Genomic DNA, 24,596 nt, shown 5'->3' with positions numbered 1-24,596 from the left:
CAATAAATCTTGTTTCAACCATAGGCTCATACACTGTTTCACCTATGTCTGTGAGATCTCCCGCGGTAAGACATATCACTTTCATTCCATATATCCGCATCATCTACACCCTGATCTCCGTATAGCTTTAGGACTTCGCTTTGTATGGCAAGCTCATCCAGATCAGCTATGCCTTATATGATGTTCGTGTTCCTCGGACCGGAACTTTGCCGCAGGCTTCCTTCAGATTCCACCTCACGATGGACACCCTTGCCTTTGGCTAATGATAGGTAGCTATAAACCCCCATAACGGACTTGCACCGTCAAGTGATATGCCATGCACGGCACACCATTAAAAAACCCACAGAATTCATAGTTCTGTGGGTTTTTAAAATATATTTTAAGCTAAATTAAGCCTGGCCGGTTGGACCGAAGTTTAATGGCATTGGCGCTTTTTCATAATCTCTAATTTCACCGTGAGCTTTTTCAAAACGCTGAATATTATCGTTTAAAGCTTTCAATAAACGCTTGGCGTGTTGTGGAGTGAGAATAATTCTCGATTTCACTTTACTTTTAGGTCTTCCTGGCATTATATTCACAAAATCTACCACAAATTCTGAAACAGAATGATTGATTATAGCCAAATTGGAATACGTTCCTTCGGCTACAGCTTCATCCAGTTCTATGTTTATCTGACCTTTTTTAGGTTTCTTTTTTTCTTCACTCATTAGTTTAATTATTTTAAATTTAATTCTTAGAATATAATCATTTCATTCAGGACATCAATAGCAGTTGCTGCAAGTAAGTCTATACCAAAAGACACTTAACTATAGGCTCTCCTGAAAAAGTAGAACATCAAAGCGGCAAAGGCTAATTGATGTATCTTTACAAACCTTTTCAATAGGTTAAAAGTACAAAAAAAACACGATGATAAATAGACAGGATCAGCTACAGAAGATCATAGATATAAGCCTGGACCCAGTCTTTGAAAAAGAATAGGCCGTAGACGATCATAGTTTGATATTTCCATCTGAACCCTAAGGTGTAAATCATAAATACCAATTGTTCCTTAGCTATTACTCAGAGTAGCGCTAAATCAGCGAAAAATATAGCTTCACATCAACTGCTTTTTCGTAGTTAAACAGTATGGTTCTGATTTTTATTATTAAACAGTAACAGGCAATTAAATTGAGAGCTGTTTTAAACAGTTTTCTGAAAGGTTATTAGATCGGTAATTTTACCAACCGGTATAGGTGTTTTTTATTTTTTTCTATGATTCCATTCGTTCCAGTTTATTAAATTTACTTTTAAAATTTCCTGCAAAGACCAGCGAACATGAAGCTATCTCATAAACCCTTTCAAACTTTTATCCAGAATAACACGACAGTGAAAACTCGAAGTCGCTATACTGATTCCTTAATCTCCAGTCTGGAAGTAAGCATTAATGATATACAAGCCGAAGTTTGGGGTTCCACTCACTACAAAGTTGCCATCGCGTTCAATAGGAAAGAAGTAATCGCCGCCCATTGCACCTGTCCTTATGACCAGGGAGGATATTGCAAGCATATTGTAAACGTCTTGGTGGAAGCCGATAGACTGGTACACCAAGAAGTGCTTTCCAGCCAAGCTCATGCAGTTAATTCCGTAGAACTCTCGGGTGTTTCATTTAAGAAAGAAGGCAACACTTTCATCCTAGAGAATCAGAATATCCTAGAATTAAAAATACCGGATCTTCAAAGCATTTCCATTACCCCAGGTAATTCCAGGTGGAACTATTTATTAAATTTAATTGAAGCTAAGATACTTCCCAATTGTCTGGTTGCTAAAATCAGCGAATCCTATACGAATTTTTTCGACCTAAAGATTATTCAGGAGGACAGGAATCTTCTTTTGAAATGTAGTTGTTCAAATAATTCGGATTTACTTTGTCCTCACCTTTACTTTGTTTTATTAAAAATACCTGAATCAGAAGGGCTCATATTATCCTTTGACGAAAAAAGTCGTTTTCAACTCATTAAACAAAAAGCAGACGCACAGGGTCTGGGAGATATAGATAATCCAGATGATTTTTACACAATTTACCAAAGATATGATAGAATCTATATAGAAGCTAAACATAGCTTTTTATCGCTTACTAAACCGGACCTAATAAATCTAAAAAAGGAATTGCTCCCGGATTTCAAACTTCCTCAATCCATTTCCGATGATAATAAAATAGAATTTATCTTAGCGGAAGACCAGCAAGGTACTCGTTTTAAGTTTCAATTAATGGAAGCTGCTTTGACGAAAAGTGGCCGCATCAAATCACCAATTCGACCGTTAAATCTACAAGACAAATTAAAAACGCTTTCGCAACCCGAAGAATTTTTATTCATTACTTCTCTTTTACAACAGGAAAATTATAACCTGGATTTTTCTGTTGACCCTCATATTCTGAAAAACCCTTTCAATTTACAATTCTATTATTTTGAACCTGATTGGCGCAAAAGGAAAATAACACCGGGAAAAATCAGGCCTGTCCGGTTCCTGATAGAAGATTTTGATACCACAGTGCAAGTAGAACAAAAAAATAATTTGTACGTTCTAAAGCTTAATTTTAAAATCAACGGACATAATTATTTATCCCATAACATTTTGCAGGTAGGAAATTATTTCGAGGTTGACCACAACTTCTATTTTATTAAAAATGAACAGGTAAATAGGCTCCTGGCATTTTTCAGGCAAAAAAAGCACGAAATATATTTAACCCAGGCTCAATTCCTAGAACTTAAAAAAGAACTTTTAGACCCGTTGGAGCAAGCTATTAAAGTAGAGTATGATTTTATAAAAAAAGTGCCAGAGAAAGTCAGAAAAGATAAATTTCTGAACCAGGTTACCGAACATATGATTTACTTATCCGAATCAGATGACTATATCATTATTACCCCGGTTATTCGTTACGGAGAAATTGAGGCGCCCATTCTTTCCAGGCGAAATGTCTATGCCGAAGATGAAAAAGGAAAAATGTACGTCGTCGAGCGAAATGAAAGCATGGAACATAGGTTTAAACGCAATATTCAAGTGCAACACCTCGATTTTGAAGATAATCCGCAAAATGAATTTTATTATTTACATAAACAAGAGTTTTTGGATAAGGGTTGGTTTATTGATGCTTTTGAAGCCTGGCGTGAATACGGCTATGCCATCCTGGGATTCAAACAGTTAAAAAACAACAACCTGAACCCGAACAAAATGAAGGTACAGGCTTCGGTAAAATCCGGTATTGACTGGTTTGACATTCATACCAATATCAGTTTTGGGGATCAAAAAGTAGGATTGAAGGAAATACGCAAATCCATAATTAATAAAAACCGCTACGTAAAATTAGGCGACGGCTCTAAAGGAATTTTGCCTGAGGAGTGGGTAGAAAAATTCAGTCGTTATTTCCGTTCCGGAGAAATTAAAGATGATGCGATTCGCACAGATAAATCTCATTTTGGACTTGTGGATGAACTTTTTGAAAAAGAAGTTTTGTCGTCTGAAGTAAAAATGGAATTAGAAAATTATCGTGAGAAATTGGCCAATTTTCATTCCATCCGAAATGTGAAAATACCGAAGAATTTAAAAGCTAGCTTACGGGATTATCAAAAAGAAGGTTTGAACTGGTTAAATTTTTTGGATGAATTTGGGTTCGGCGGTTGCCTGGCAGATGATATGGGGTTAGGTAAGACTATTCAAATTATAGCTTATTTTCTGGTTCAAATTGAGAAAGGGAACAAAAATCCGAACTTAGTGATAGTTCCCACCTCCCTTCTACACAACTGGGAAATTGAAATTAAAAAGTTTGCACCGAAACTCAAATATAAAATTATTTACGGTCTCAACCGTGAGACAAAAAATATCCCATTTGAAAAATATGAGGTACTTATCACTACCTATGGAACTATGATGAACGATGTTAAAATTTTAAAAAACATTAGTTTTAACGTGATTGTTCTTGACGAATCTCAAGCAATAAAAAACCCTGCTTCAAAACGTTATAAAGCGGCACGATTGCTCAAGGCAAGACAACGAATTGTAGCAACAGGAACACCGGTAGAAAACAATACCTTCGACCTATTCTCCCAACTTTCTTTTGCCATGCCCGGACTTTTTGGGAGTTCCAAGCAATTTGCTGCCGACTATTCAACCCCTATTGACAAATTCCAAGATGAATCCAGGGCAAAGGAACTTCAGCAAAAAGTACATCCGTTTATTTTGAGGCGAACTAAAAAAGAAGTCGCCACAGAACTACCGGAGAAAACAGAAATGATAGTTTATTGTGAAATGGGCAGGGAACAACGCCGCGTATATGATATTTATAAAAAAGAATTTCAGCAATATCTCAACAATACCACTGATGAAGAATTAAAAGCATCAAGTATGCACATTTTACAGGGGTTAACAAAAATGCGGCAAATTTGTAATTCACCTGCCCTGCTTTCCGACAAGGAATATTATGGGAACCAGTCGGCCAAATTGGACGAATTGATCACACAGGTCTTAAACCTACAAAGTGAACACAAGGTGCTGATCTTCTCGCAGTTCGTTGGAATGTTGGAGTTAATTAAGGAACGTCTGGACCAGGAAACGATAAAATATGCTTTCCTCAGCGGTAAAACCAGAAAACGTCATGAACAGGTTGAAATATTTCAGGAAGATGAGCAGACGAGGGTTTTTCTCATCAGTTTAAAAGCCGGGGGCACGGGACTCAATTTAACAGCGGCAGAATATGTTTTTATCGTGGACCCTTGGTGGAACCCAGCCGTTGAGAACCAAGCAATAGATCGTGCTTATCGGATTGGGCAAGCCAATAAGGTTGTAGCTGTGCGCATGATTACTCCTAATACCATCGAAGAGAAAATCATAGAGTTGCAAGACCGAAAAAAGAAATTAGTAGAAGAACTCATTCACACCGATTCCGGATTCTTCAAACAATTAACTAAAAATGATTTGTTGAAACTAGTCGAAGAAGATTAAAAATTCAGGATTTCATCGAGATAGTATGTTCTGAAGAAAGGTGTTGAAATAGTCTAGAACCTACTCCTATTAGCCCGGCCTTTTAAAGCCCGTTTTATATATAAAGGATAAAAAATTTTAGCTTGTATTATAAAAACAAAAATCCCGACTTTAGATCGGGATTCCTGGTTTTATAAAAAGAATAGAGCCGCGTTTGCGGCTCTTTTATAGGCATTAGTTATAATTAACTTCTTGCTTGTGTTCCATCATTTCGTCGAATTCTTCTTTAGAACCAACGATAATGCTATCGTACTCACGCATACCTGTACCTGCAGGAATTCTATGTCCTACAATTACATTTTCTTTCAATCCTTCAAGCTTATCGATCTTACCGCTTACAGCAGCCTCGTTCAATACTTTGGTAGTTTCCTGGAAGGAAGCCGCAGAAATAAACGATTTTGTTTGTAGCGATGCTCGAGTAATACCCTGAAGAACCGGTGTAGCGGTTGCAGCGGTTACGTCTCTTGCAGTTGCCAGGTTTTTATCTTCACGTCTTAACAATGAATTCTCATCCCTAAGCTCTCTTGGTGAAACGATTTGTCCTGGTTTTAAATTTTCTGAATCTCCAGCGTCTTCCACCACTTTCATTCCGAAAACTTTATCGTTCTCCTCGATGAAATCTGATTTATGAACAAGTTGGTTTTCAAGGAAAATAGTATCTCCCGGATCCTGAATTCTAACTTTACGCATCATTTGTCTTACAACAACTTCAAAGTGTTTATCATTAATCTTCACACCCTGTAATCGGTAAACTTCCTGAACTTCGTTCACAAGATACTGTTGTACCGCGTTTGGTCCTTTGATATTAAGAATATCTTCAGGAGTAACAGATCCATCAGAAAGTGGCATACCTGCACGAACATAATCGTTTTCCTGAACAAGAATCTGGTTAGATAACTTCACTAAGTATTTCTTAACCTCTCCTAATTTAGATTCTACGATAATTTCGCGGTTACCTCTTTTGATTTTTCCGAAAGAAACAACACCATCAATCTCACTAACAACTGCCGGGTTAGATGGGTTACGAGCTTCAAACAACTCGGTTACCCTTGGTAGACCACCTGTAATATCCCCTGCTTTTGAAGATTTACGTGGAATCTTAACCAAAATCTTACCAACACTTATCTTTTCTTCGTTGTCTACCATAAGGTGGGCACCAACCGGAAGGTTATAAGAACGAATTACTTCATCCTTTTTACCTAAAATATGTAAAGTTGGAATAAGCTTTTTGTTACGAGATTCAGAAATTACTTTTTCCTGGAATCCTGTTTGCTCATCTATCTCTACCTGGTAAGTTACACCCTGCTCAACATTTTCATATTTAATCTTACCGGCAAATTCTGAAATAATAACCCCGTTATAAGGATCCCACTGGCAAACTACATCACCTTTGGAAACTTCAGCACCGTTATCTATAAAGATTTGAGAACCATAAGGAATGTTATTGTTACTCAATACCACTCCGGTTTTCTTATCTTTTACTTTAAGCTCGGCAGTTCGTGAAATAACAATTTCAGACTGGCTACCATCTGGAGCTTCTCCTTTTACAACTTTAAGGTCTTCAATTTCGGCAATACCGTCAAATTTAACCTCGAGTTTGTTATCTTCTGAAATGTTACCTGCAATACCTCCCACGTGGAAAGTACGTAGTGTTAACTGTGTACCCGGCTCTCCAATAGATTGCGCGGCAACAACACCTACAGCTTCACCTCTTTGTACCAGTTTATTGGTAGAAAGGTTTCTTCCGTAACATTTTACACAAATTCCTTTTTTAGCTTCACAGGTTAATGGAGATCTTACTTCTACGCTTTCAATTGGAGCGTTTTCAATTTTTGTAACAATTTCTGAAGTAATTTCTTCGCCTGAGGCCACTAAAAGTTCGTTAGTAGAAGGATTTACAACATCGTGAAGAGAAATACGTCCTAAAATACGCTCTCCCAGAGATTCTACAATTTCTTCGTTCTTTTTAAGTGGTCTAACTTCTACTCCTCTTAAAGTTCCGCAGTCTTCTTCATTTACTATAACATCTTGCGAAACATCTACCAATCTACGGGTTAAGTAACCGGCATCGGCAGTTTTAAGTGCGGTATCGGCAAGTCCTTTACGTGCACCGTGAGTAGAGATAAAGTATTCAAGAATTGAAAGCCCTTCCTTAAAGTTAGAAAGAATTGGGTTTTCAATAATTTCACCTCCACCAGAGTTAGATTTTTTAGGCTTGGCCATAAGGCCACGCATACCGGTTAACTGGCGAATCTGTTCCTTAGATCCACGAGCACCAGAATCAAGCATCATAAACACAGAGTTGAAACCTTGCTTATCTTCACGAATACGTTTCATCGCCAATTCGGTTAAACCGGCATTGGTAGATGTCCAGATATCAATAACCTGGTTGTAACGCTCGTTGTTAGTAATAAGACCCATATTATAGTTTCCTACAATACCTTCAACCTGCTCGTTAGCTTCATCAATCATAGATTGCTTTTCTTCAGGGATAATAATATCACCTAAACTGAAGGAAAGACCCCCACGGAAAGCGTATCCATAACCCATTTCCTTAATAGCATCAAGGAATTCTCCGGTTTCAGGAACACTGGTTTTAGCCAATACATCACCAATAATATCCCTAAGGTTTTTCTTGGTTAATACTGTATTCACATAACCTACTTTTTCTGGTACAGCCTGATTAAACAGGACTCTACCTACCGTAGTTTCTATAATCTGGTAAGTTAACTCACCTACTTCATTGAAATCTTTAGCTCTAATCTTGATTTCCGCATTAAGGTCTACTCTCTTCTGATTGTAAGCGATTACCACTTCTTCATCAGAATAAAAAGTAAGCCCTTCACCTTTCACCTTAACCTCGTCTGTAGATTTTCTAGATTTGGTCATATAATAAAGACCAAGAATCATATCCTGAGACGGTACGGTAATAGGCGAACCATTTGCAGGGTTAAGGATATTATGAGAAGCTAGCATTAATAGTTGCGCTTCTAAAATAGCCTCTGGCCCAAGTGGTAAATGTACCGCCATCTGGTCACCATCAAAATCGGCATTAAATGCCGTACAGGCTAATGGGTGTAATTGTATCGCTTTACCTTCAATAAGTTTTGGCTGAAATGCCTGAATACCCAAACGGTGAAGCGTAGGAGCACGGTTAAGCAATACCGGGTGTCCTTTAAGAACATTTTCCAGGATATCCCAAACTACCGGCTCTTTCTTATCTATTATTTTCTTGGCAGATTTTACTGTTTTTACAATTCCTCTTTCAATTAGTTTTCTAATTACGAAAGGCTTGTAAAGTTCAGCCGCCATATTCTTTGGAAGACCACATTCGTGCATTTTCAACTCAGGTCCTACAACAATTACCGAACGTGCTGAATAATCTACACGTTTACCAAGTAAGTTTTGACGAAAACGCCCCTGCTTACCTTTAAGGGAATCTGAAAGCGATTTTAACGGACGGTTAGAGTCTGTTTTTACCGCTGAAGATTTTCTTGTATTATCGAACAATGAATCTACTGATTCCTGAAGCATACGTTTTTCATTACGTAAAATCACTTCAGGAGCTTTGATCTCCATTAATCTTTTAAGACGGTTGTTACGAATAATAACCCTTCTGTAAAGATCATTTAAATCGGAAGTCGCAAAACGTCCACCATCAAGAGGTACAAGCGGTCGTAATTCTGGTGGAATTACAGGAACCACTTTCATAATCATCCATTCTGGAAGATTTTCGCGATTATTGTTAGCATCACGGAAGGCTTCTACAACCTGAAGACGCTTAAGCGCTTCAGTTTTACGTTGTTTTGAAGTTTCGTTGTTTGCTTTATGTCTTAACTCGTAAGAAAGTTCGTTAAGATCTATTCTTCTTAATATTTCAATAAGACATTCGGCTCCCATTTTAGCGATAAACTTATTTGGGTCGCTGTCTTCTAAATACATATTTTCCTGCGGAAGACTATCTAAAACGTTTAGATATTCTTCTTCAGTAAGGAAATCCATTTTCTTTAATGGTTCACCTTCTTCGTTTTTAGCAATCCCTGCCTGAATTACTACATAACGCTCGTAGTAAATGATCATATCTAATTTCTTAGAGGGAAGACCAAGCAAGTATCCAATTTTGTTAGGTAAAGAACGGAAATACCAGATATGTGCTACAGGAACTACCAAATTAATGTGCCCAACACGGTCTCTACGTACTTGTTTTTCGGTTACTTCTACCCCACAACGGTCACAAACAATTCCTTTGTACCGTATTCTTTTATATTTACCGCAGGCACATTCGTAATCCTTTACAGGACCAAAAATACGCTCACAAAACAAACCGTCACGTTCGGGTTTGTGCGTACGATAATTGATAGTTTCCGGTTTAAGAACTTCACCACGGGATTCTGCGAGGATAGATTCCGGGGAAGCCAAACCGATAGAGATTTTATCAAATCTCTTTACTGTATTCTTATCATTATTTCTAGCCATAATAACTCTGCTGCTATAATTATTGTGAAAAACCTGTTATTGGGGTACCTAAGCACCCCTTTATAAACAGTATTTTATTCTTCTAATTTAATATCCAAACCAAGACCTTTCAATTCGTGCATAAGTACGTTGAAAGATTCCGGCAGGCCGGGTTCTGGCATAGGCTCTCCTTTTACGATAGACTCGTAAGTTTTAGCCCTTCCTATAACGTCATCTGACTTTACTGTTAAGATTTCACGCAATGTGGCTGAAGCTCCATAGGCCTCAAGTGCCCAAACTTCCATCTCACCAAAACGCTGTCCACCAAATTGTGCTTTACCACCAAGAGGTTGCTGTGTAATAAGCGAGTATGGTCCAATAGATCTGGCGTGCATCTTATCTTCAATCATATGTCCTAGTTTCAACATATAGATTACCCCTACTGTTGCAGGTTGGTCAAAACGATCTCCTGTTCCACCATCATATAGATAAGTGTGCCCGTATCTTGGAATTCCGGCTTCATCAGTAAGCTCGTTAATCTGGTCTATGGTAGCCCCGTCAAAAATTGGAGTTGCATATTTATTACCAAGCTTTTGTCCTGCCCATCCAAGTACAGTTTCGTAGATCTGACCAATGTTCATACGTGAAGGTACCCCAAGTGGGTTCAACACGATATCAACAGGTGTACCATCATCAAGGAATGGCATATCTTCCTGACGGACGATTCTTGCAACAATACCCTTGTTACCGTGACGTCCCGCCATTTTATCACCTACTTTTAGTTTACGCTTCTTAGCGATATAAACTTTAGCAAGTTTAAGTATTCCAGAAGGTAGCTCATCTCCAACAGAGACAGTAAACTTCTCTCTTCTTAAGTTACCCTGAAGATCATTTTCCTTAATTTTATAATTATGGATAAGATCTGCGACTAAAGTGTTCAAGTGATCGTCTGTTGTCCAGGTGCCGTGAGTTAAGTGTGTATAATCGTCTACTGCGTTAAGCATTTTCAACGTATACTTCTTACCTTTTGGCATTACTTCTTCTCCAAGATCGTTTTGAACTCCCTGAGCAGTTTTTCCACCTATAATGGTGAATAACTTATCTACAAGTTCAGCTTTTAAATTGGCGAACTTAGCATCGTATTTTTTCTCAAGTGCAGAAATATCTTCCTTGTCCTGAGCTCTCTTACGCTTATCCTTAATAGCACGGGCAAAGAGTTTTTTCTCTATAACCACACCATTTAACGAAGGAGAAGCTTTAAGAGATGCATCCTTAACATCGCCGGCTTTATCTCCAAAGATGGCACGAAGTAATTTTTCTTCAGGTGTTGGATCGCTTTCTCCTTTTGGAGTGATCTTACCAATAAGAATATCGCCAGGTTTTACCTCGGCACCAATTCTAATCATACCGTGTTCATCAAGATCTTTAGTAGCCTCTTCTGAAACGTTAGGAATATCATTGGTTAATTCTTCGTTACCTAATTTTGTGTCACGAACTTCAAGTGAGTATTCATCAATATGGATAGAAGTAAAAATATCTTCTCTAACCACTTTTTCTGAAATTACAATCGCATCCTCAAAGTTGTAACCTTTCCAGGGCATGAAGGCAACCTTCATGTTTCTACCTAAAGCAAGTTCCCCAGCTTCAGTAGCGTAACCCTGACATAAAACCTGACCTTTAGTTACTCTATCTCCCACCCTAACAATTGGCTTAAGGTTAATAGAAGAACCCTGGTTGGTTTTACGGAACTTAATAAGATCGTAGGACTTTGAATCACTATCAAAGCTCACCATACGCTCTTCTTCAGTTCTATCGTATTTTATTATAATTTTCTTAGCGTCTACATACTCTACTTCACCTTCTCCTTCAGCATTAATCAAGACACGAGAGTCTGTAGCTACCTGGCGTTCCAATCCGGTTCCAACAATTGGAGAATCGGCTTGTAACAAAGGTAATGCCTGGCGCATCATGTTAGATCCCATCAAAGCACGGTTCGCATCATCATGTTCCAGGAACGGAATTAACGAAGCAGAAATAGACGAAATCTGGTTTGGTGCAACATCGGTATAGTGAACCTCTTTAGGATCTACAACCGGGAAGTCACCTTCCATACGGGCAATTACCCTTTCTGAATCTATTGTACCATCTTCTTTAAGTGGAATGTTAGCCTGGGCAATTTTCTTGTCCTCTTCCTCTTCAGCACTTAAATAAATAGGTTCTTGTGAAAAATCTAATTTTCCATTTTCAACCTTACGGTATGGCGTTTCAATGAAGCCCATTCCGTTCACTTTAGCATACACTGAAAGTGAAGAAATAAGTCCAATGTTTGGACCCTCAGGAGTTTCAATCGGGCAAAGTCTTCCGTAGTGAGTATAGTGAACATCACGTACCTCGAACCCTGCTCTTTCTCTTGATAAACCACCTGGTCCTAATGCAGAAAGTCTACGCTTATGCGTAATTTCGGCAAGCGGGTTGGTTTGATCCATAAACTGAGACAACTGGTTGGTTCCAAAGAAAGAGTTGATCACAGAAGATAAAGTCTTCGCGTTAATCAAATCTATCGGGGTAAACACCTCGTTATCACGAACGTTCATTCTTTCACGAATGGTACGTGCCATACGAGCAAGACCAACACCAAATTGTTGTGATAATTGTTCACCTACAGTTCTAACACGACGGTTAGATAAGTGATCAATATCATCAATCTCAGCTTTAGAGTTAATTAGCTCGATTAAATATTTAATTATAGTAATGATGTCTTCTTTGGTAAGCACTTGCTTATCCATAGCAACATCAAGACCTAATTTTTTATTCATTCTGTATCGACCAACTTCTCCAAGGCTATAACGCTGATCGGAGAAAAATAATTTATCGATAATACCACGTGCAGTTTCCTCATCTGGCGGTTCTGCATTACGTAATTGACGATAAATATGTTCTACCGCTTCCTTTTCAGAGTTGGTAGGGTCTTTTTGTAATGTATTGTGAATAATAGCATAATCCCCGGTTTGATTATCTTCTTTATGAAGAAGAATAGTTTTACTTCCGGTTTCAAGAATTTCTTCTATATGCTCTTTTTCAAGTTGTGTATCACGATCTAAAACGATCTCATTACGTTCTATTGAAACTACCTCTCCTGTATCTTCATCTACAAAATCTTCATACCAGGTATTCAATACACGGGCCGCAAGTTTACGACCTAATACTTTTTTAAGTCCTGTTTTTGAAACTTTCACCTCTTCTGCAAGGTCAAAGATTTCTAAAATATCTTTATCGCGCTCAAATCCAATGGCACGGAAAAGTGTGGTAACAGGTAATTTTTTCTTTCTATCGATATACGCGTACATAACGCTGTTGATATCGGTAGCAAATTCTATCCAAGAACCTTTAAAAGGAATTACACGGGCAGAATAAAGTTTTGTTCCGTTTGCGTGGAACGATTGTCCAAAGAAAACTCCTGGTGAACGGTGAAGCTGAGAAACTACCACACGTTCTGCCCCGTTGATACAAAAAGTACCACTCGGAGTCATGTAAGGAATAGTTCCTAAGTAAACGTCCTGTACGATGGTTTCAAAATCTTCGTGTTCAGGGTCGGTACAATATAGTTTCAATCTTGCTTTAAGAGGCACACTATATGTTAAACCACGCTCTATACACTCCTGAATGGAATATCTTGGCGGGTCCACAAAATAATCTAAAAATTCTAGTACAAATTGGTTACGGGTGTCCGTAATTGGGAAGTTTTCCAGGAAGGTATTATAGAGACCTTCATTTCCCCGCTCTTCTGATTTGGTTTCTAATTGAAAGAAATCCTGAAAAGACTTGATCTGGATATCCAGGAAGTCCGGGTAATCAGGTCTGTTCTTTACAGAAGAGAAACTCACTCTTTCAGTTTGCTTTGCTAACATCAATGGACGGATTATAATTTATAAAAAAACGGGCGCGCAAGGAGTTAATCCCCTATATACGCAAAAGGGTTTAGACCTTCAGGAACGAATTCCTGAGGTCTAAACCTAAATAATATTGCTGGTGGCAAGCTTATTTAAGCTCAACCTCAGCTCCTGCTTCTTCTAGCTGTGCTTTAAGTGCTTCTGCTTCGTCTTTAGCTACTCCTTCTTTAACTGGAGCTGGTGCGCCATCTACTAATGCTTTAGCATCTTTAAGACCAAGACCTGTAAGTTCTTTTACAAGCTTAACAACTGCTAGTTTAGATCCACCTGGAGCTTTAAGAATTACATCAAACTCAGACTGCTCTTCAACTTCTTCACCACCACCAGCAGCACCGCCACCGGCAACAGCTACTGCAGCAGCAGCAGGCTCTATACCATATTCTTCTTTTAAAATATCAGCTAACTCGTTTACTTCTTTTACGGTTAAGTTAACCAATTGTTCTGCGAATTCTTTTAAATCTGCCATTTTCTATCGTTTTTAAAAAGTTCTTTAATTTATATTTGTTAAAAAGTGCGTACTAATTTATCCTTCCTTTTCAGAAAGTGTTTTAAGGATTCCAGAGATTTTACCGCCACCAGACTTAAGTGCTGAAATAACATTCTTAGCAGGTGATTGTAATAGTCCAACGATATCCCCAATAACCTCTTCTTTAGACTTGATATTTACAAGTGCGTCAAGGTATTCGTCTCCTACATAAACAGCTTCTTCAACAAAAGCTCCTTTAAGAAGTGGTTTTTCGTTTTTCTTTCTGAATTCTTTAATTACTTTGGCCGGTGCATTACCGGTTTCAGAAAACATTATGGAAGTGTTGCCTTTCAATACTGAAGGAAGGTCTCCAAATTCTTTATCTGAAGCTTCCATCGCTTTAGCAAGCAACGTATTCTTAACTACAGCCAGCTTTACGTTAGCCTTAAAACAAGCTCTACGCAAGTTTGAAGTTGTTCCGGCATCAAGGCCAGATATATCTGCTAAATAAACCACAGAATTATCTGTTAACTGGGCAGTTAAATCTTCAATTACTATTGATTTTTCTTCTCTTGTCATAATCTATACTATTATTGCTCAGTGAACCTTTTAGTATCAACCTGAACGCTCGGGCTCATTGTAGAAGACATGTGTATACTCTTAATATACACACCCTTAGATGCCTGAGGTTTCAACTTCACTAAAGTAGTTAATAATTCTCTCGCGTTTCCAGCAATTTTTTCAGCTTCAAAAGATGCTTTTCCAATTCCAGCGTGAACAATACCGGTTTTATCAACTTTAAAGTCAATTTTACCAGCTTTAACATCAGATACTGCTTTGGCAACATCCATAGTTACAGTTCCTGTTTTTGGGTTAGGCATTAATCCTCTTGGTCCAAGTACTCGTCCCAACGGTCCTAATTTTCCCATTACGCTAGGCATAGTGATAATTACATCAACATCTGTCCATCCACCTTTTATTTTGTCTAGATATTCATCAAGACCTACATAATCGGCTCCGGCTTCTTTAGCCTCTTCTTCCTTATCTGGAGTAACTAACGCAAGTACTTTTACATCTTTACCTGTACCGTGTGGAAGGGTTACAACACCTCTTACCATTTGGTTGGCTTTTCTTGGATCTACATTCAAACGAACCGCTAAATCCACAGATGCATCGAAGTTTTCGTTAGCAACTTCTTTAATTAAAGCTGAAGCTTCTGCCACCGAGTAAGCTTTATTGCTCTCGATCTTAGATTGGGCTTCTTTTTGCTTTTTAGTTAATTTTGCCATTTTCAATTTCTTTTTGGATTAAAACGGTGCATCACCTTTTACAGTTATTCCCATTGAACGAGCTGTTCCAGCAACCATTTTCATTGCAGATTCTACGGTGAAGGCATTTAAATCCTGCATCTTATCTTCTGCAATAGTTCTAACCTGATCCCAAGAAACACTTGCTATTTTCTTTCTGTTTGGTTCTCCTGAACCTTTTTTGTTCTTAGATGCTTCCAACAATTGTACTGCAGCTGGAGGGGTTTTAATCACAAAGTCAAAAGACTTATCTGAATAAACCGTAATCGCAACCGGCAATACTTTACCTTGTTTATCCTGGGTTCTACCATTGAATTGCTTACAGAATTCCATGATATTTACCCCGGCAGCACCCAAAGCAGGTCCAACTGGTGGTGATGGGTTAGCAGCACCTCCGCGAACTTGTAGTTTTACAACTTTACTTACTTCTTTTGCCATTTTCTTAATTTTTAAGGTGATAGTTTGTTAGAGTGGAAGCTTTAAAAAACCATCAAAAAATATGTAACTAAAATCTTTATACTTTTTCTACTTGCATATAGCTCAACTCTAATGGTGTTTTTCTTCCGAAAATCTTAACCATTACCTCAAGCTTACGCTTTTCTTCATTTATCTTTTCTACTGTACCATTAAAGCCGTTAAACGGACCGTCTATAACTTTTATGGTTTCTCCAATAGTAAAAGGTATTGCAATATTATCGGTTTTTACTGAAAGCTCATCTACTTTACCAAGCATTCTGTTAACTTCAGATTTTCTAAGCGGAACAGGATCTCCTCCTTTTGTTTCCCCTAAAAACCCAATAACACCATTAATATTTTTAATCACGTGTGGCATTTCACCTTCAAGACTAGCCTGAATCATTACATACCCTGGAAAATAAACACGTTCTTTGTTTACTTTCTTACCATTTCTAATTTGGATAACTTTTTCGGTAGGAACTAAAACCTGATCCAGATAATCTTCCATCCCAAGATGGTTAACCTCTTTCTCAATATAGTCTTTAACCTTGTTCTCCTGACCGCTAACGGCACGAACTACATACCACTTTTTTTCCTTTCCTTCTGCCATCCTACTATCTTTAAGATTTAATCCATTTAAAATATTCTTCGATAGCCGAGCTAAATACGGTATCTACACCCCAAATAGCCAGTGAAAAAATAATAGAAAAAACAGCTACAAGGATGGTTAGCCTCTGTGCTTCGGGCCAGCTTGTCCAGGTAACGTGGTTTTTTAATTCGTTATAAGATTCTGATATATAATTGCCAATTCCTGCCATGTGATTCTAAAGGTATTTGCACGGGTTGAGAGGCTCGAACTCCCGACACCTGGTTTTGGAGACCAGTGCTCTACCAACTGAGCTAAACCCGTAAATATAATATAAATGAAGGTTTCCCGCCCAAGCGGGAAACCTTTTTATATCTAAACTGTAATTAGTCTAAAATTTCAGTAACCTGTCCAGCACCTACAGTTCTACCACCTTCACGGATAGCGAAACGTAGACCAACATTCATTGCAATAGTCTGGATAAGCTCTACAGTAATTGTAAGGTTATCACCAGGCATTACCATCTCAACTCCATCAGGAAGGTTAATTGTTCCTGTTACGTCAGTTGTACGTACGTAGAACTGAGGACGGTAGTTGTTGTGGAATGGAGTGTGACGTCCACCTTCTTCTTTTTTAAGGATATAAACCTCTGCTTTAAACTTAGCGTGAGGAGTTACAGATCCAGGCTTGGTAATTACCATACCTCTTGAGATCTGAGACTTTTCAATACCTCTTAATAAGATACCAACGTTATCTCCAGCTTCACCTCTATCAAGGATCTTACGGAACATCTCAACACCAGTAATAGTAGAAGTAAGTTTTTCAGCTCCCATACCAATAATCTCTACAGGATCTCCAGTGTTTGCAACACCAGTCTCAATACGACCAGTTGCAACAGTACCACGACCTGTAATAGAGAATACATCTTCAATAGGCATCAAGAAAGGCTTATCTACATCACGTTCTGGTAATTCAATCCAGCTATCTACAGCTTCCATCAAATCAAGAACGGTTTTAGACCATTTCTCATCACCTTCAAGAGCTCCAAGTGCAGAACCTGAAATTACAGGACCATTATCACCATCATACTCATAGAAAGAAAGAAGATCTCTAACTTCCATTTCTACTAATTCTAAAAGCTCCTCATCATCAACAAGGTCAACTTTGTTTAAGAATACAACGATTCTTGGGATACCAACCTGGCGTCCAAGAAGGATGTGCTCACGAGTTTGTGGCATAGGCCCATCAGTTGCAGCAACTACAAGAATTGCACCGTCCATTTGAGCAGCACCAGTAACCATGTTCTTTACATAATCGGCGTGACCAGGACAGTCAACGTGAGCGTAGTGACGGTTAGCAGTTTGATACTCTACGTGAGAAGAGTTAATTGTAATACCTCTTTCTTTTTCTTCAGGAGCATTATCAATTTGATCAAAAGCACTAGCTTCTGAATATCCAGCATCAGCCATTACTTTAGTAATCGCTGCTGTTAAAGTCGTTTTTCCGTGATCTACGTGTCCAATTGTACCTATGTTAAGGTGCGGTTTGGAACGATCGTATGTTTCCTTTGCCATAATTAATACTTATTTAATCTTAGTTATATATTAGTGTTCAATTTAATACAATCTAGAGCCAACGACGAGAATTGAACTCGTGACCTCTTCCTTACCAAGGAAACGCTCTACCCCTGAGCTACGTCGGCAAGCCGAAAGTTTCCACTTTCAAGGTTCACCGGTTCAAACAAGAATAACCATAAACCAATACTGGCTTACGGATGTTTAACTTTACTTAAACCGGAAAAATAAATTTAGAAAACAAGAATATAAATTTCCTGTTTTCTAATTAAGAGCGGGAGACCGGGTTCGAACCGGCGACATTCAGCTTGGAAGGCTGACGCTCTACCAACTGAGCTACTCCCGCATTATCGACTCAGGGCTTATAAATTTAAAGTTCCAGGATTTTCACATCCCTGAATCTTGAACTTTAAACATTTGTTGTGGGGAGAGCAGGATTCGAACCTGCGAAGTTGAAAACAGCAGATTTACAGTCTGCCCTCGTTGGCCGCTTGAGTATCTCCCCAAATTTATTTTTCCACTATTTCATAGAACCGTAGCCGGCGCGCCAGCTAAGCTTTATGACGGTTTGTTTTTTAACGGCTGCAAATAAACGTAATTTTACAGCACCGTCCAAAGCATTTTTAAAAATTTTTCTATAAAATTTTTAGCCACTTAATTTTCAATAAATTAAGTTTCAAAAAACACTTTACTTCAAAATTTCAAGAGCCGATGGAGGGACTCGAACCCACGACCTGCTGATTACAAATCAGCTGCTCTAGCCAGCTGAGCTACATCGGCCTTTACGCTACTTTTTTAGCATAAAAAAGTCCGCTATTTCTAACGGACTGCAAATGTATATAAATTATTCCTTTCACAAAACAATTCTGCGAAAAAAATATTTAAACGTGAGCACTTAATTTTTCTTTACGTTTAATTAACTGTCTTTGTAGGGATGAAGCACATTCATCTACGCATTCTTCAAATTTCTTACAGGTTTTCTTTACCATAATATCACCGCCGGGAATACTTAATAAAACTTCGGTAATTTTATTATCCTTTCCACTTGTATTCTGAACTTTTAAAAAGACATCAGCGTAGATAATTTTATCGTAATAATTTTCAAGCCTATCCAATTTGCGTTGGATGAAATCAATTAATTTTTGATCGGCGTTGAAGTTAACAGACTGCACATTTACTTTCATCTTCTGTAGAATTTAATTAAACATTATTTTAATTGGTCTTTTTGTTCCTTGGGTGCGCCATTTGATGAACTTTACTAAGTTCCGAAATACTATTGTGGGTATATACCTGTGTAGCAGCTAGACTGGAATGCCCAAGTAATTCTTTTACCGCGTTCAGGTTGGCGCCCTGGTTCAATAAATGTGTAGCAAATGAGTGCCGCAATATATGCGGACTCCTTTTTATTTTGCCAGACACCTTACTAAAATAATTATTAATAATTCTATAAACAAGGCTTTCGTATAATTTAATACCTTTTTGAGTTACAAATAAATAGGGTGTCTCCCGCCCTTTCACCAAATCTGCTCGTTTACTTATATAATTTTGCAGATTAGAAATCACGCCGGGCAATAACGGAATAATTCTTTCCTTTTGTCTTTTACCAAGTACTTTAACATATTTCCCACTTAAATCTACATTCTGAAGTTTAATTTCAATCAGCTCTATACGTCTCATTCCAGTAGTGTAAAAAAGCTCTACGATTAAACGGTCGCGTAAACCTTCAAAATCTGAAGTATCAATTTGTTCTAGTACCTGGGTTATTTCAGCTTCAGAAAATGGAACCTGAATTTTAGAAGCGGTTTTTAAGGCCTTATGTTTTGCAAGAGGAGAGAATTCTATATCGCCGGTTTTTTGCAAAAAGCGATAGTACGCTTTTAAAGAAGAAATTTTTCGGTTTACACTTCTATTAGACAAACCCTGGTCTACCAAAGCAACAATCCAGTTTCTTATTTGGGAATAATGCACTCTGCTGAGATCCTTTTCCTCAAACTCAAACAAAATAAATTCTGAAAAAGATTTTAAATCTGTTTTATAAGCGGTTAGCGTATTGGGAGAATATTTTTTCTCCAACTGCAGGTAATCTAAAAACTGGGAAAAGGACATAAAAAAACTGTTGACAGACAAAGTTAGCAAACTTTAATCTATCAACAGTTATATTTGTTTTTCCGAATAGCTTCGGAAAAATTCGATTATCCTTTTACTAGATATCTTCCTGATCTCTCAAATGCTGGATGTACTCGGCTTTTTGATGCTGAGCTCTCTTCGCAACAGAAGGTTTCGTGAAATGCTGGCGGCTTCTCAGCTGGCGCATTGTTCCGGTTTTATCGAATTTTCGCTTAAAACGCTTTAGCGCTCTATCTATATTTTCTCCGTCTTTTACTGGTATTATTAACATAGTGTCATCACCCCCTTTCTTTAGAAATAGGCTGCAAAGATAATTTAAATCTAAGAACCCACAATCAATATTTTAATTATTTATTCAAGTTTATTTTGCCGCTGGCTTGTACTCTTTTTTATCGATGACCATTTTAGCTATGATCTCCCTTAAAATCTCTGAAGTTCCACCACCAATTGGTCCTAAACGGCTGTCGCGGAACATTCTTGCCAAGGGATAATCTTCCATATAACCATAACCTCCCAGCATTTGCAAACAATCGTATATAACCTTATCGGCCATTTTTGTAGAAAGTAATTTAGACATACTTGCTTCTTTCACCACGTATTGCCCCTCGTCCAGGCGTTTTGCGATAGAATAATTGAATTCCTTATTCATTTCTATTTCGCTGGCCATATCGGCCACCGAATGTCTTAATGCCTGAAATTTATCTATGGTTCTGCCAAAAGCTTCTCTTTCGGACATATAGCCTAACGTATAATCTAAAGCAAATTCCGCACGGGCGTGGGCGTTAATTCCCATAATTAAACGCTCTAAAGCAAAGTGCTGCATGATATAAGAGAAACCTTTTCCCTCTTCACCCATTAGATTTTCAGCAGGAATTTCCACATCATCAAAAGCAATTTCTGCAGTATCTGAAGCTCTCCACCCCAGTTTATCTAATTTTGAAGCCGAAATCCCCGGGGTTTCCCTGTCTACAATAAAAATACTCATCCCTTTATTTCCCTTATCAGGATTGGTCTTGGCGGCCACCACTAAATAATCTGAATAAACCCCGTTTGTAATAAAAGTCTTGGATCCGTTTAAGATATATTTATCGCCTTTTTTAATTGCCGTGCTCCGCATTCCGGCAACATCAGAGCCACCAAAAGGTTCGGTAATACAAAGACAACCTATTTTATCACCATCAATACTTGGCGTAAGATATTTTTTCTTAATTGCATCGTCACCTTCTTTGTTTACATGCGTCATTGCTAAATAAGCGTGAGCCCACATAGCAGCAGCAAAACCACCGCTATTAATTTTTTGAAGTTCTTCCAGGAAAATTACGGTATAAAAAATATCAAGATTCATCCCGCCATATTCCTCGGGCTGGTTAAGCCCAAAGTAGCCCATTTCACCAAATTTCTTCCAGATAAAGCGTTCTATTGTGCCGGTATTCTCCCATTTATCAATATGAGGCACCACCTCTTTCTGTAAAAAGTCCTGAAAACTTTTTCTAAAAAGTTCGTGTTCCTCTGTAAAATACAATGTATTCATGCTATTTTCTTTTTTCTTTTATTTAGAAAGGAAGCAAACTTCCGGGGTACTAAAATAAAATCAATTTTTATTTTAATAATTATTCCCCGGATAAATATTTAAGAATGCTAAAATTCCGAATATTCAATTTAAGCTCAAATATAATTGAATTCTATCGATTTTATCTGAAGGGAAACTTTCTATTTTTGATAATTCTTCAAAATAACTGATTTCTTCATGATCAATTATCTCCCGCGCAAGCTCATATTTAATATAAGGAACCTCTATCAGGTCTAAAACTTTCGCCCTATTATATTAATTAAGCTGAATTCTTCCTTTTGAAAAACCTGGAATTGCCGTGGCAACTTGTTCCGGGTTTCATAATTTAAACCATAAATATCTTTAACTGAATCTCGCATCTAAAACCACCTATTTTGGTAATTCACAATTCTATTAGCCAGCACCTCACATCTTCCGTTTACCCTTTTCAAATCTTCTGCTTCAGCCGTATTTAAATCTCAAATTTCTACGGATGGGATATTCCTGTTATATTTCTTTTTCTTTTCAGCTTCAATCACCCAATCCGGAAATTTAAAATATGGAGAAATTGTTCCTAAAAAGAAATCTGAAATTCCTATGGTCTTTTGAAAATCTTCAACAGAATTAATCCATGTATCTTCTTCTCTAAATTGATGAAGCTTATCAATTTCTGCGACACTCACTTCTAAAGTATAGTCTTTGAAATCTGTAATGTAAGGGGATTAAAAGGTAAAATCTTAACCGAATCTGCTTCTGCCCTGACTAGTTTTATAGAATTTATTTGAGCCGGGAAAGCTTCAATTTCTTACCGATATGAAGCTTAAAAATCACCTTTCGAAGATAAATAAGCAAAAAAAAGAAATTGGCTGAAGAATAATTATAACCAGCACCAAAAGAAAAATCCCATTATGGCTTTTGGTGAACACAAAATGGGATTTTATCGGTTTTATATTTACTTTAAGATTAGCTGGCTTTTGCCTCCCGTTGCTTCTTGAATAATTCCCCGGCTTTTAGCTTGCGAGAATATTCATTAAGATCTCTTCTAACTTCACTAGACATTATGTAAAGTCCTATAATATTAGGGAAAGACATTGCCAGAATCATCATATCAGAGAAGTCGAGTACGGCTCCTAAACTAATAGAGGCTCCTACTACAACAAAAACAAGGAATAATATTTTATACGCCAATTCGGTCTTTTTACTTTTTCCGAATAAATACGTCCAGGAACGCATACCGTAGTAAGACCAGGATATCATTGTTGAAAACGCAAATAAGAAAACTGCCATTGCCAGTACGTAAGGGAACCAGGAAACTACACTTGCAAAAGCATCTGAAGTTAACTGCACTCCACCTACACCCTGTACTTCATGCATTCCGGTAAAGATCAACACTAGAGCGGTTAACGTACATACAACTACAGTATCAATAAAAGGCTCTAATAAAGCGACAAAACCTTCAGATGGCGGATGGTTTGTTTTAGCGGCCGAGTGGGCAATCGCTGCAGAACCTACACCGGCTTCGTTAGAGAAAGCGGCACGTTGGAAACCAACAATTAACACTCCAATAATTCCCCCTTTCAGTGCGGTTGGGTTAAATGCCCCGTCATAAATAGCTCCAAATGCAGGACCAATATTTTCTATATTTATAAAAATTACGGTTAATGCTCCAAGTACATAGACTATAGCCATAAAAGGAACTACCTTACCCGTTACTTTGGCAATACTTTGAATTCCTCCAATAATCACAATTCCTACCAAAACTGCCACACCTAAGCCAAACCAAAAACCGTTTCCTATTAAGAAAGAAAATTGACCGGAAAGGATTTCAAAAGACTGGTTAGCCTGAAACATATTTCCTCCTCCAAAAGAGGCACCAATACCCAGCACCGCGAAGAAAGCTGCAAGGAATTTACCTAAACCTCGCATATTTCTTTTTTCAAGTCCGTAGCGTAAATAGTTCATCGGACCTCCAAAAATTCTTCCTTCAGAATTGATAAAACGATATTTTACACCAAGGGTACATTCAACAAATTTTGAAGCCATCCCTAGTAAACCGGCAATAATCATCCAAAAAGTGGCTCCTGCACCACCCAGCGAAATTGCTACGGCAACACCGGCAATATTACCAAGTCCAACTGTTGCTGAAACAGCTGTAGCCAATGCCTGAAAATGGGTTATACTACCCGGCGCATTTGGCTCGTCATATTTCCCTCTTGCAAGGTCTATAGAATGCTTAAATCCTTTAAAATTGATGAAGCCCATTTTTACTGTAAAAAAAGCTGCACCAAAAATTAACCAAACAACAATAAAAGGAATATTATGTTTTTGTGGAGTACCGTTGGGATTTGTCAACAATTGTGGCTCATCGTATTCTATTTGAGCCAGCATATGGGCATTGGTTTCTATAAGGTCTGAACTGTTTTCATAATCCCAGATCATCTCACCTTCTTCCGCCAGGTAACTTACAGTCCCGGTAGCATTGGCTAAAACATCTAACTCACCACTACTTTCTGAATCTACAATAGCTATTAAGTCGCCTTCATCTACGTGGGCTCCTTCTTCTACTATCCATTCTTTTAATATAAATTTATCTTCTGCATCGGCAGCCCACTCAGGTGTGGGAACATATCTTTCTTCGGCATATACCTTTGGATCGTAAATCCCTAGAGCGGTAAATGGATCCCAGAAAAGTACTGCAGTCATCCCCTCAACAATAGGAACAAAAGTCCCGTTAAAATGTTCGGTAATAGCTTCGGCCTTTATTTCAAAGCTCTTTGTAACAGAATTACCTTCACTGTCGGTAACTGTAACTTCATAAGGCACGCCTTCGGTAAGCCCCTCTGCCCTGGATGATTCTAATGAGGTTTCGGGGTCAGACCATTGATATTTATAAGGAGGCACTCCTCCTTCAACTTCAAGATCTATAAACCCGTTATTAATTACATTGGAAGGATTGCCAACTTTGGCCTGTACATCCAGTTCTTGTGCATTAATCGCTAAAATTGAAAACAAAAAGAACATTGAAAGCAGATACTTTCTCATATAGTATAAAGGTTGTTTAATTTAGATTGTTAATTTCCGCGAAGCAAGATGCTAAAAAAATGGGCCTT

At 38.0% G+C, this 24,596-nt stretch carries 17 protein-coding genes and 5 tRNA genes; 1 reads left to right on the top strand and 21 read right to left on the bottom strand.

All coding sequences use genetic code 11. From position 1 onward, the window contains the following. Positions 1 to 389: 389 nt before the first annotated feature. Positions 390 to 707 carry a DUF3467 domain-containing protein gene (locus B5X53_RS12435; RefSeq protein WP_057482047.1) on the bottom strand — a complete coding sequence of 106 codons (318 nt, stop codon included), beginning with the start codon at positions 705 to 707 and terminating at the stop codon, positions 390 to 392. Between the two features lie 658 nt (positions 708 to 1,365). Between B5X53_RS12435 and B5X53_RS12430 the strand changes: the two genes are divergently transcribed. Continuing rightward, entirely contained in the window at positions 1,366 to 4,977 is a 3,612-nt protein-coding gene (locus B5X53_RS12430) for an SNF2-related protein (protein WP_159447905.1), read from the top strand. A 213-nt stretch (positions 4,978 to 5,190) separates the two neighbouring features. Here the strand turns inward: B5X53_RS12430 and rpoC are convergent, their stop codons facing one another. The 20 genes from rpoC to B5X53_RS12330 all read right to left on the bottom strand — a co-directional run bounded on the left by rpoC (position 5,191) and on the right by B5X53_RS12330 (position 24,528). Beyond that, positions 5,191 to 9,492: a DNA-directed RNA polymerase subunit beta' gene (gene rpoC, locus B5X53_RS12425; RefSeq protein WP_079713542.1), complete on the bottom strand. Its 4,302-nt coding sequence runs from the start codon at positions 9,490 to 9,492 to the stop codon at positions 5,191 to 5,193. Between the two features lie 74 nt (positions 9,493 to 9,566). Further along, positions 9,567 to 13,379: a DNA-directed RNA polymerase subunit beta gene (gene rpoB, locus B5X53_RS12420; RefSeq protein ID WP_079713541.1), complete on the bottom strand. Its 3,813-nt coding sequence runs from the start codon at positions 13,377 to 13,379 to the stop codon at positions 9,567 to 9,569. 130 nt (positions 13,380 to 13,509) lie between these two features. Beyond that, positions 13,510 to 13,887, bottom strand: coding sequence for a 50S ribosomal protein L7/L12 (gene rplL / locus B5X53_RS12415; protein WP_079713540.1), 378 nt, complete (start codon positions 13,885 to 13,887; stop codon positions 13,510 to 13,512). Positions 13,888 to 13,944: 57 nt separating this feature from the next. Continuing rightward, the gene (gene rplJ, locus B5X53_RS12410) at positions 13,945 to 14,466 is read right to left on the bottom strand and encodes a 50S ribosomal protein L10 (RefSeq protein ID WP_075326000.1); all 522 of its coding nucleotides are present in this window, start codon (positions 14,464 to 14,466) and stop codon (positions 13,945 to 13,947) included. Positions 14,467 to 14,477: 11 nt separating this feature from the next. Continuing rightward, positions 14,478 to 15,176, bottom strand: coding sequence for a 50S ribosomal protein L1 (gene rplA / locus B5X53_RS12405; protein ID WP_075325999.1), 699 nt, complete (start codon positions 15,174 to 15,176; stop codon positions 14,478 to 14,480). An 18-nt stretch (positions 15,177 to 15,194) separates the two neighbouring features. Beyond that, the gene (gene rplK / locus B5X53_RS12400) at positions 15,195 to 15,632 is read right to left on the bottom strand and encodes a 50S ribosomal protein L11 (RefSeq protein WP_057482053.1); all 438 of its coding nucleotides are present in this window, start codon (positions 15,630 to 15,632) and stop codon (positions 15,195 to 15,197) included. A gap of 76 nt (positions 15,633 to 15,708) precedes the next feature. Next, positions 15,709 to 16,260: a transcription termination/antitermination protein NusG gene (gene nusG, locus B5X53_RS12395; RefSeq protein WP_079713539.1), complete on the bottom strand. Its 552-nt coding sequence runs from the start codon at positions 16,258 to 16,260 to the stop codon at positions 15,709 to 15,711. A 10-nt stretch (positions 16,261 to 16,270) separates the two neighbouring features. After that, entirely contained in the window at positions 16,271 to 16,468 is a 198-nt protein-coding gene (secE, locus tag B5X53_RS12390) for a preprotein translocase subunit SecE (protein ID WP_075325997.1), read from the bottom strand. 19 nt (positions 16,469 to 16,487) lie between these two features. Beyond that, positions 16,488 to 16,560: transfer RNA gene (locus tag B5X53_RS12385), tRNA-Trp, on the bottom strand. Between the two features lie 62 nt (positions 16,561 to 16,622). Continuing rightward, entirely contained in the window at positions 16,623 to 17,810 is a 1,188-nt protein-coding gene (gene tuf, locus B5X53_RS12380) for an elongation factor Tu (protein ID WP_075325996.1), read from the bottom strand. A 56-nt stretch (positions 17,811 to 17,866) separates the two neighbouring features. Beyond that, positions 17,867 to 17,938: transfer RNA gene (locus B5X53_RS12375), tRNA-Thr, on the bottom strand. Between the two features lie 145 nt (positions 17,939 to 18,083). Then, positions 18,084 to 18,156, bottom strand: a tRNA-Gly gene (locus tag B5X53_RS12370). 77 nt (positions 18,157 to 18,233) lie between these two features. After that, a tRNA-Tyr gene (locus tag B5X53_RS12365) sits at positions 18,234 to 18,315 on the bottom strand. A gap of 201 nt (positions 18,316 to 18,516) precedes the next feature. After that, positions 18,517 to 18,590: transfer RNA gene (locus B5X53_RS12360), tRNA-Thr, on the bottom strand. Positions 18,591 to 18,691: 101 nt separating this feature from the next. Beyond that, a complete protein-coding gene (hpf, locus tag B5X53_RS12355) occupies positions 18,692 to 18,994 on the bottom strand; it encodes a ribosome hibernation-promoting factor, HPF/YfiA family (protein ID WP_075325995.1) in 303 nt (100 codons plus the stop codon). Positions 18,995 to 19,022: 28 nt separating this feature from the next. Next, a complete protein-coding gene (locus tag B5X53_RS12350; protein ID WP_079713538.1) occupies positions 19,023 to 19,916 on the bottom strand; it encodes a tyrosine-type recombinase/integrase in 894 nt (297 codons plus the stop codon). 97 nt (positions 19,917 to 20,013) lie between these two features. Further along, the gene (rpsU, locus tag B5X53_RS12345) at positions 20,014 to 20,208 is read right to left on the bottom strand and encodes a 30S ribosomal protein S21 (protein ID WP_070055026.1); all 195 of its coding nucleotides are present in this window, start codon (positions 20,206 to 20,208) and stop codon (positions 20,014 to 20,016) included. 90 nt (positions 20,209 to 20,298) lie between these two features. Next, entirely contained in the window at positions 20,299 to 21,468 is a 1,170-nt protein-coding gene (locus tag B5X53_RS12340) for an acyl-CoA dehydrogenase family protein (protein ID WP_079713537.1), read from the bottom strand. A 497-nt stretch (positions 21,469 to 21,965) separates the two neighbouring features. Further along, entirely contained in the window at positions 21,966 to 22,169 is a 204-nt protein-coding gene (locus tag B5X53_RS12335) for a hypothetical protein (RefSeq protein ID WP_079713536.1), read from the bottom strand. A 280-nt stretch (positions 22,170 to 22,449) separates the two neighbouring features. Beyond that, positions 22,450 to 24,528 (bottom strand): amino acid carrier protein, encoded by a 2,079-nt coding sequence (locus B5X53_RS12330; RefSeq protein WP_079713535.1) that lies wholly within the window; start codon positions 24,526 to 24,528, stop codon positions 22,450 to 22,452. Positions 24,529 to 24,596 lie beyond the last annotated feature (68 nt).

The organism is Salegentibacter salinarum, assembly GCF_900168115.1.
Lineage (GTDB): Bacteria > Bacteroidota > Bacteroidia > Flavobacteriales > Flavobacteriaceae > Salegentibacter > Salegentibacter salinarum.
The sequence above is the reverse complement of the archived record's forward strand: the minus strand, read 5'-3'. Positions and strand labels throughout refer to the sequence as shown.

Excerpts from the sequence above, each read along its gene's own strand:
- rpoB (WP_079713541.1), bottom strand. The coding sequence starts at position 13,379 with ATGTTAGCAAAGCAAACTGAAAGAGTGAGTTTCTCTTCTGTAAAGAAC.
- rpsU (WP_070055026.1), bottom strand. The coding sequence starts at position 20,208 with ATGTTAATAATACCAGTAAAAGACGGAGAAAATATAGATAGAGCGCTA.
- tuf (WP_075325996.1), bottom strand. The coding sequence starts at position 17,810 with ATGGCAAAGGAAACATACGATCGTTCCAAACCGCACCTTAACATAGGT.
- B5X53_RS12435 (WP_057482047.1), bottom strand. The coding sequence starts at position 707 with ATGAGTGAAGAAAAAAAGAAACCTAAAAAAGGTCAGATAAACATAGAA.
- B5X53_RS12330 (WP_079713535.1), bottom strand. The coding sequence starts at position 24,528 with ATGAGAAAGTATCTGCTTTCAATGTTCTTTTTGTTTTCAATTTTAGCG.
- hpf (WP_075325995.1), bottom strand. The coding sequence starts at position 18,994 with ATGAAAGTAAATGTGCAGTCTGTTAACTTCAACGCCGATCAAAAATTA.
- rpoC (WP_079713542.1), bottom strand. The coding sequence starts at position 9,492 with ATGGCTAGAAATAATGATAAGAATACAGTAAAGAGATTTGATAAAATC.
- secE (WP_075325997.1), bottom strand. The coding sequence starts at position 16,468 with ATGGCAGGAATTGGCAATTATATATCAGAATCTTATAACGAATTAAAA.
- rplL (WP_079713540.1), bottom strand. The coding sequence starts at position 13,887 with ATGGCAGATTTAAAAGAATTCGCAGAACAATTGGTTAACTTAACCGTA.
- rplJ (WP_075326000.1), bottom strand. The coding sequence starts at position 14,466 with ATGACAAGAGAAGAAAAATCAATAGTAATTGAAGATTTAACTGCCCAG.
- B5X53_RS12350 (WP_079713538.1), bottom strand. The coding sequence starts at position 19,916 with ATGTCCTTTTCCCAGTTTTTAGATTACCTGCAGTTGGAGAAAAAATAT.
- rplK (WP_057482053.1), bottom strand. The coding sequence starts at position 15,632 with ATGGCAAAAGAAGTAAGTAAAGTTGTAAAACTACAAGTTCGCGGAGGT.
- rplA (WP_075325999.1), bottom strand. The coding sequence starts at position 15,176 with ATGGCAAAATTAACTAAAAAGCAAAAAGAAGCCCAATCTAAGATCGAG.
- B5X53_RS12340 (WP_079713537.1), bottom strand. The coding sequence starts at position 21,468 with ATGAATACATTGTATTTTACAGAGGAACACGAACTTTTTAGAAAAAGT.
- nusG (WP_079713539.1), bottom strand. The coding sequence starts at position 16,260 with ATGGCAGAAGGAAAGGAAAAAAAGTGGTATGTAGTTCGTGCCGTTAGC.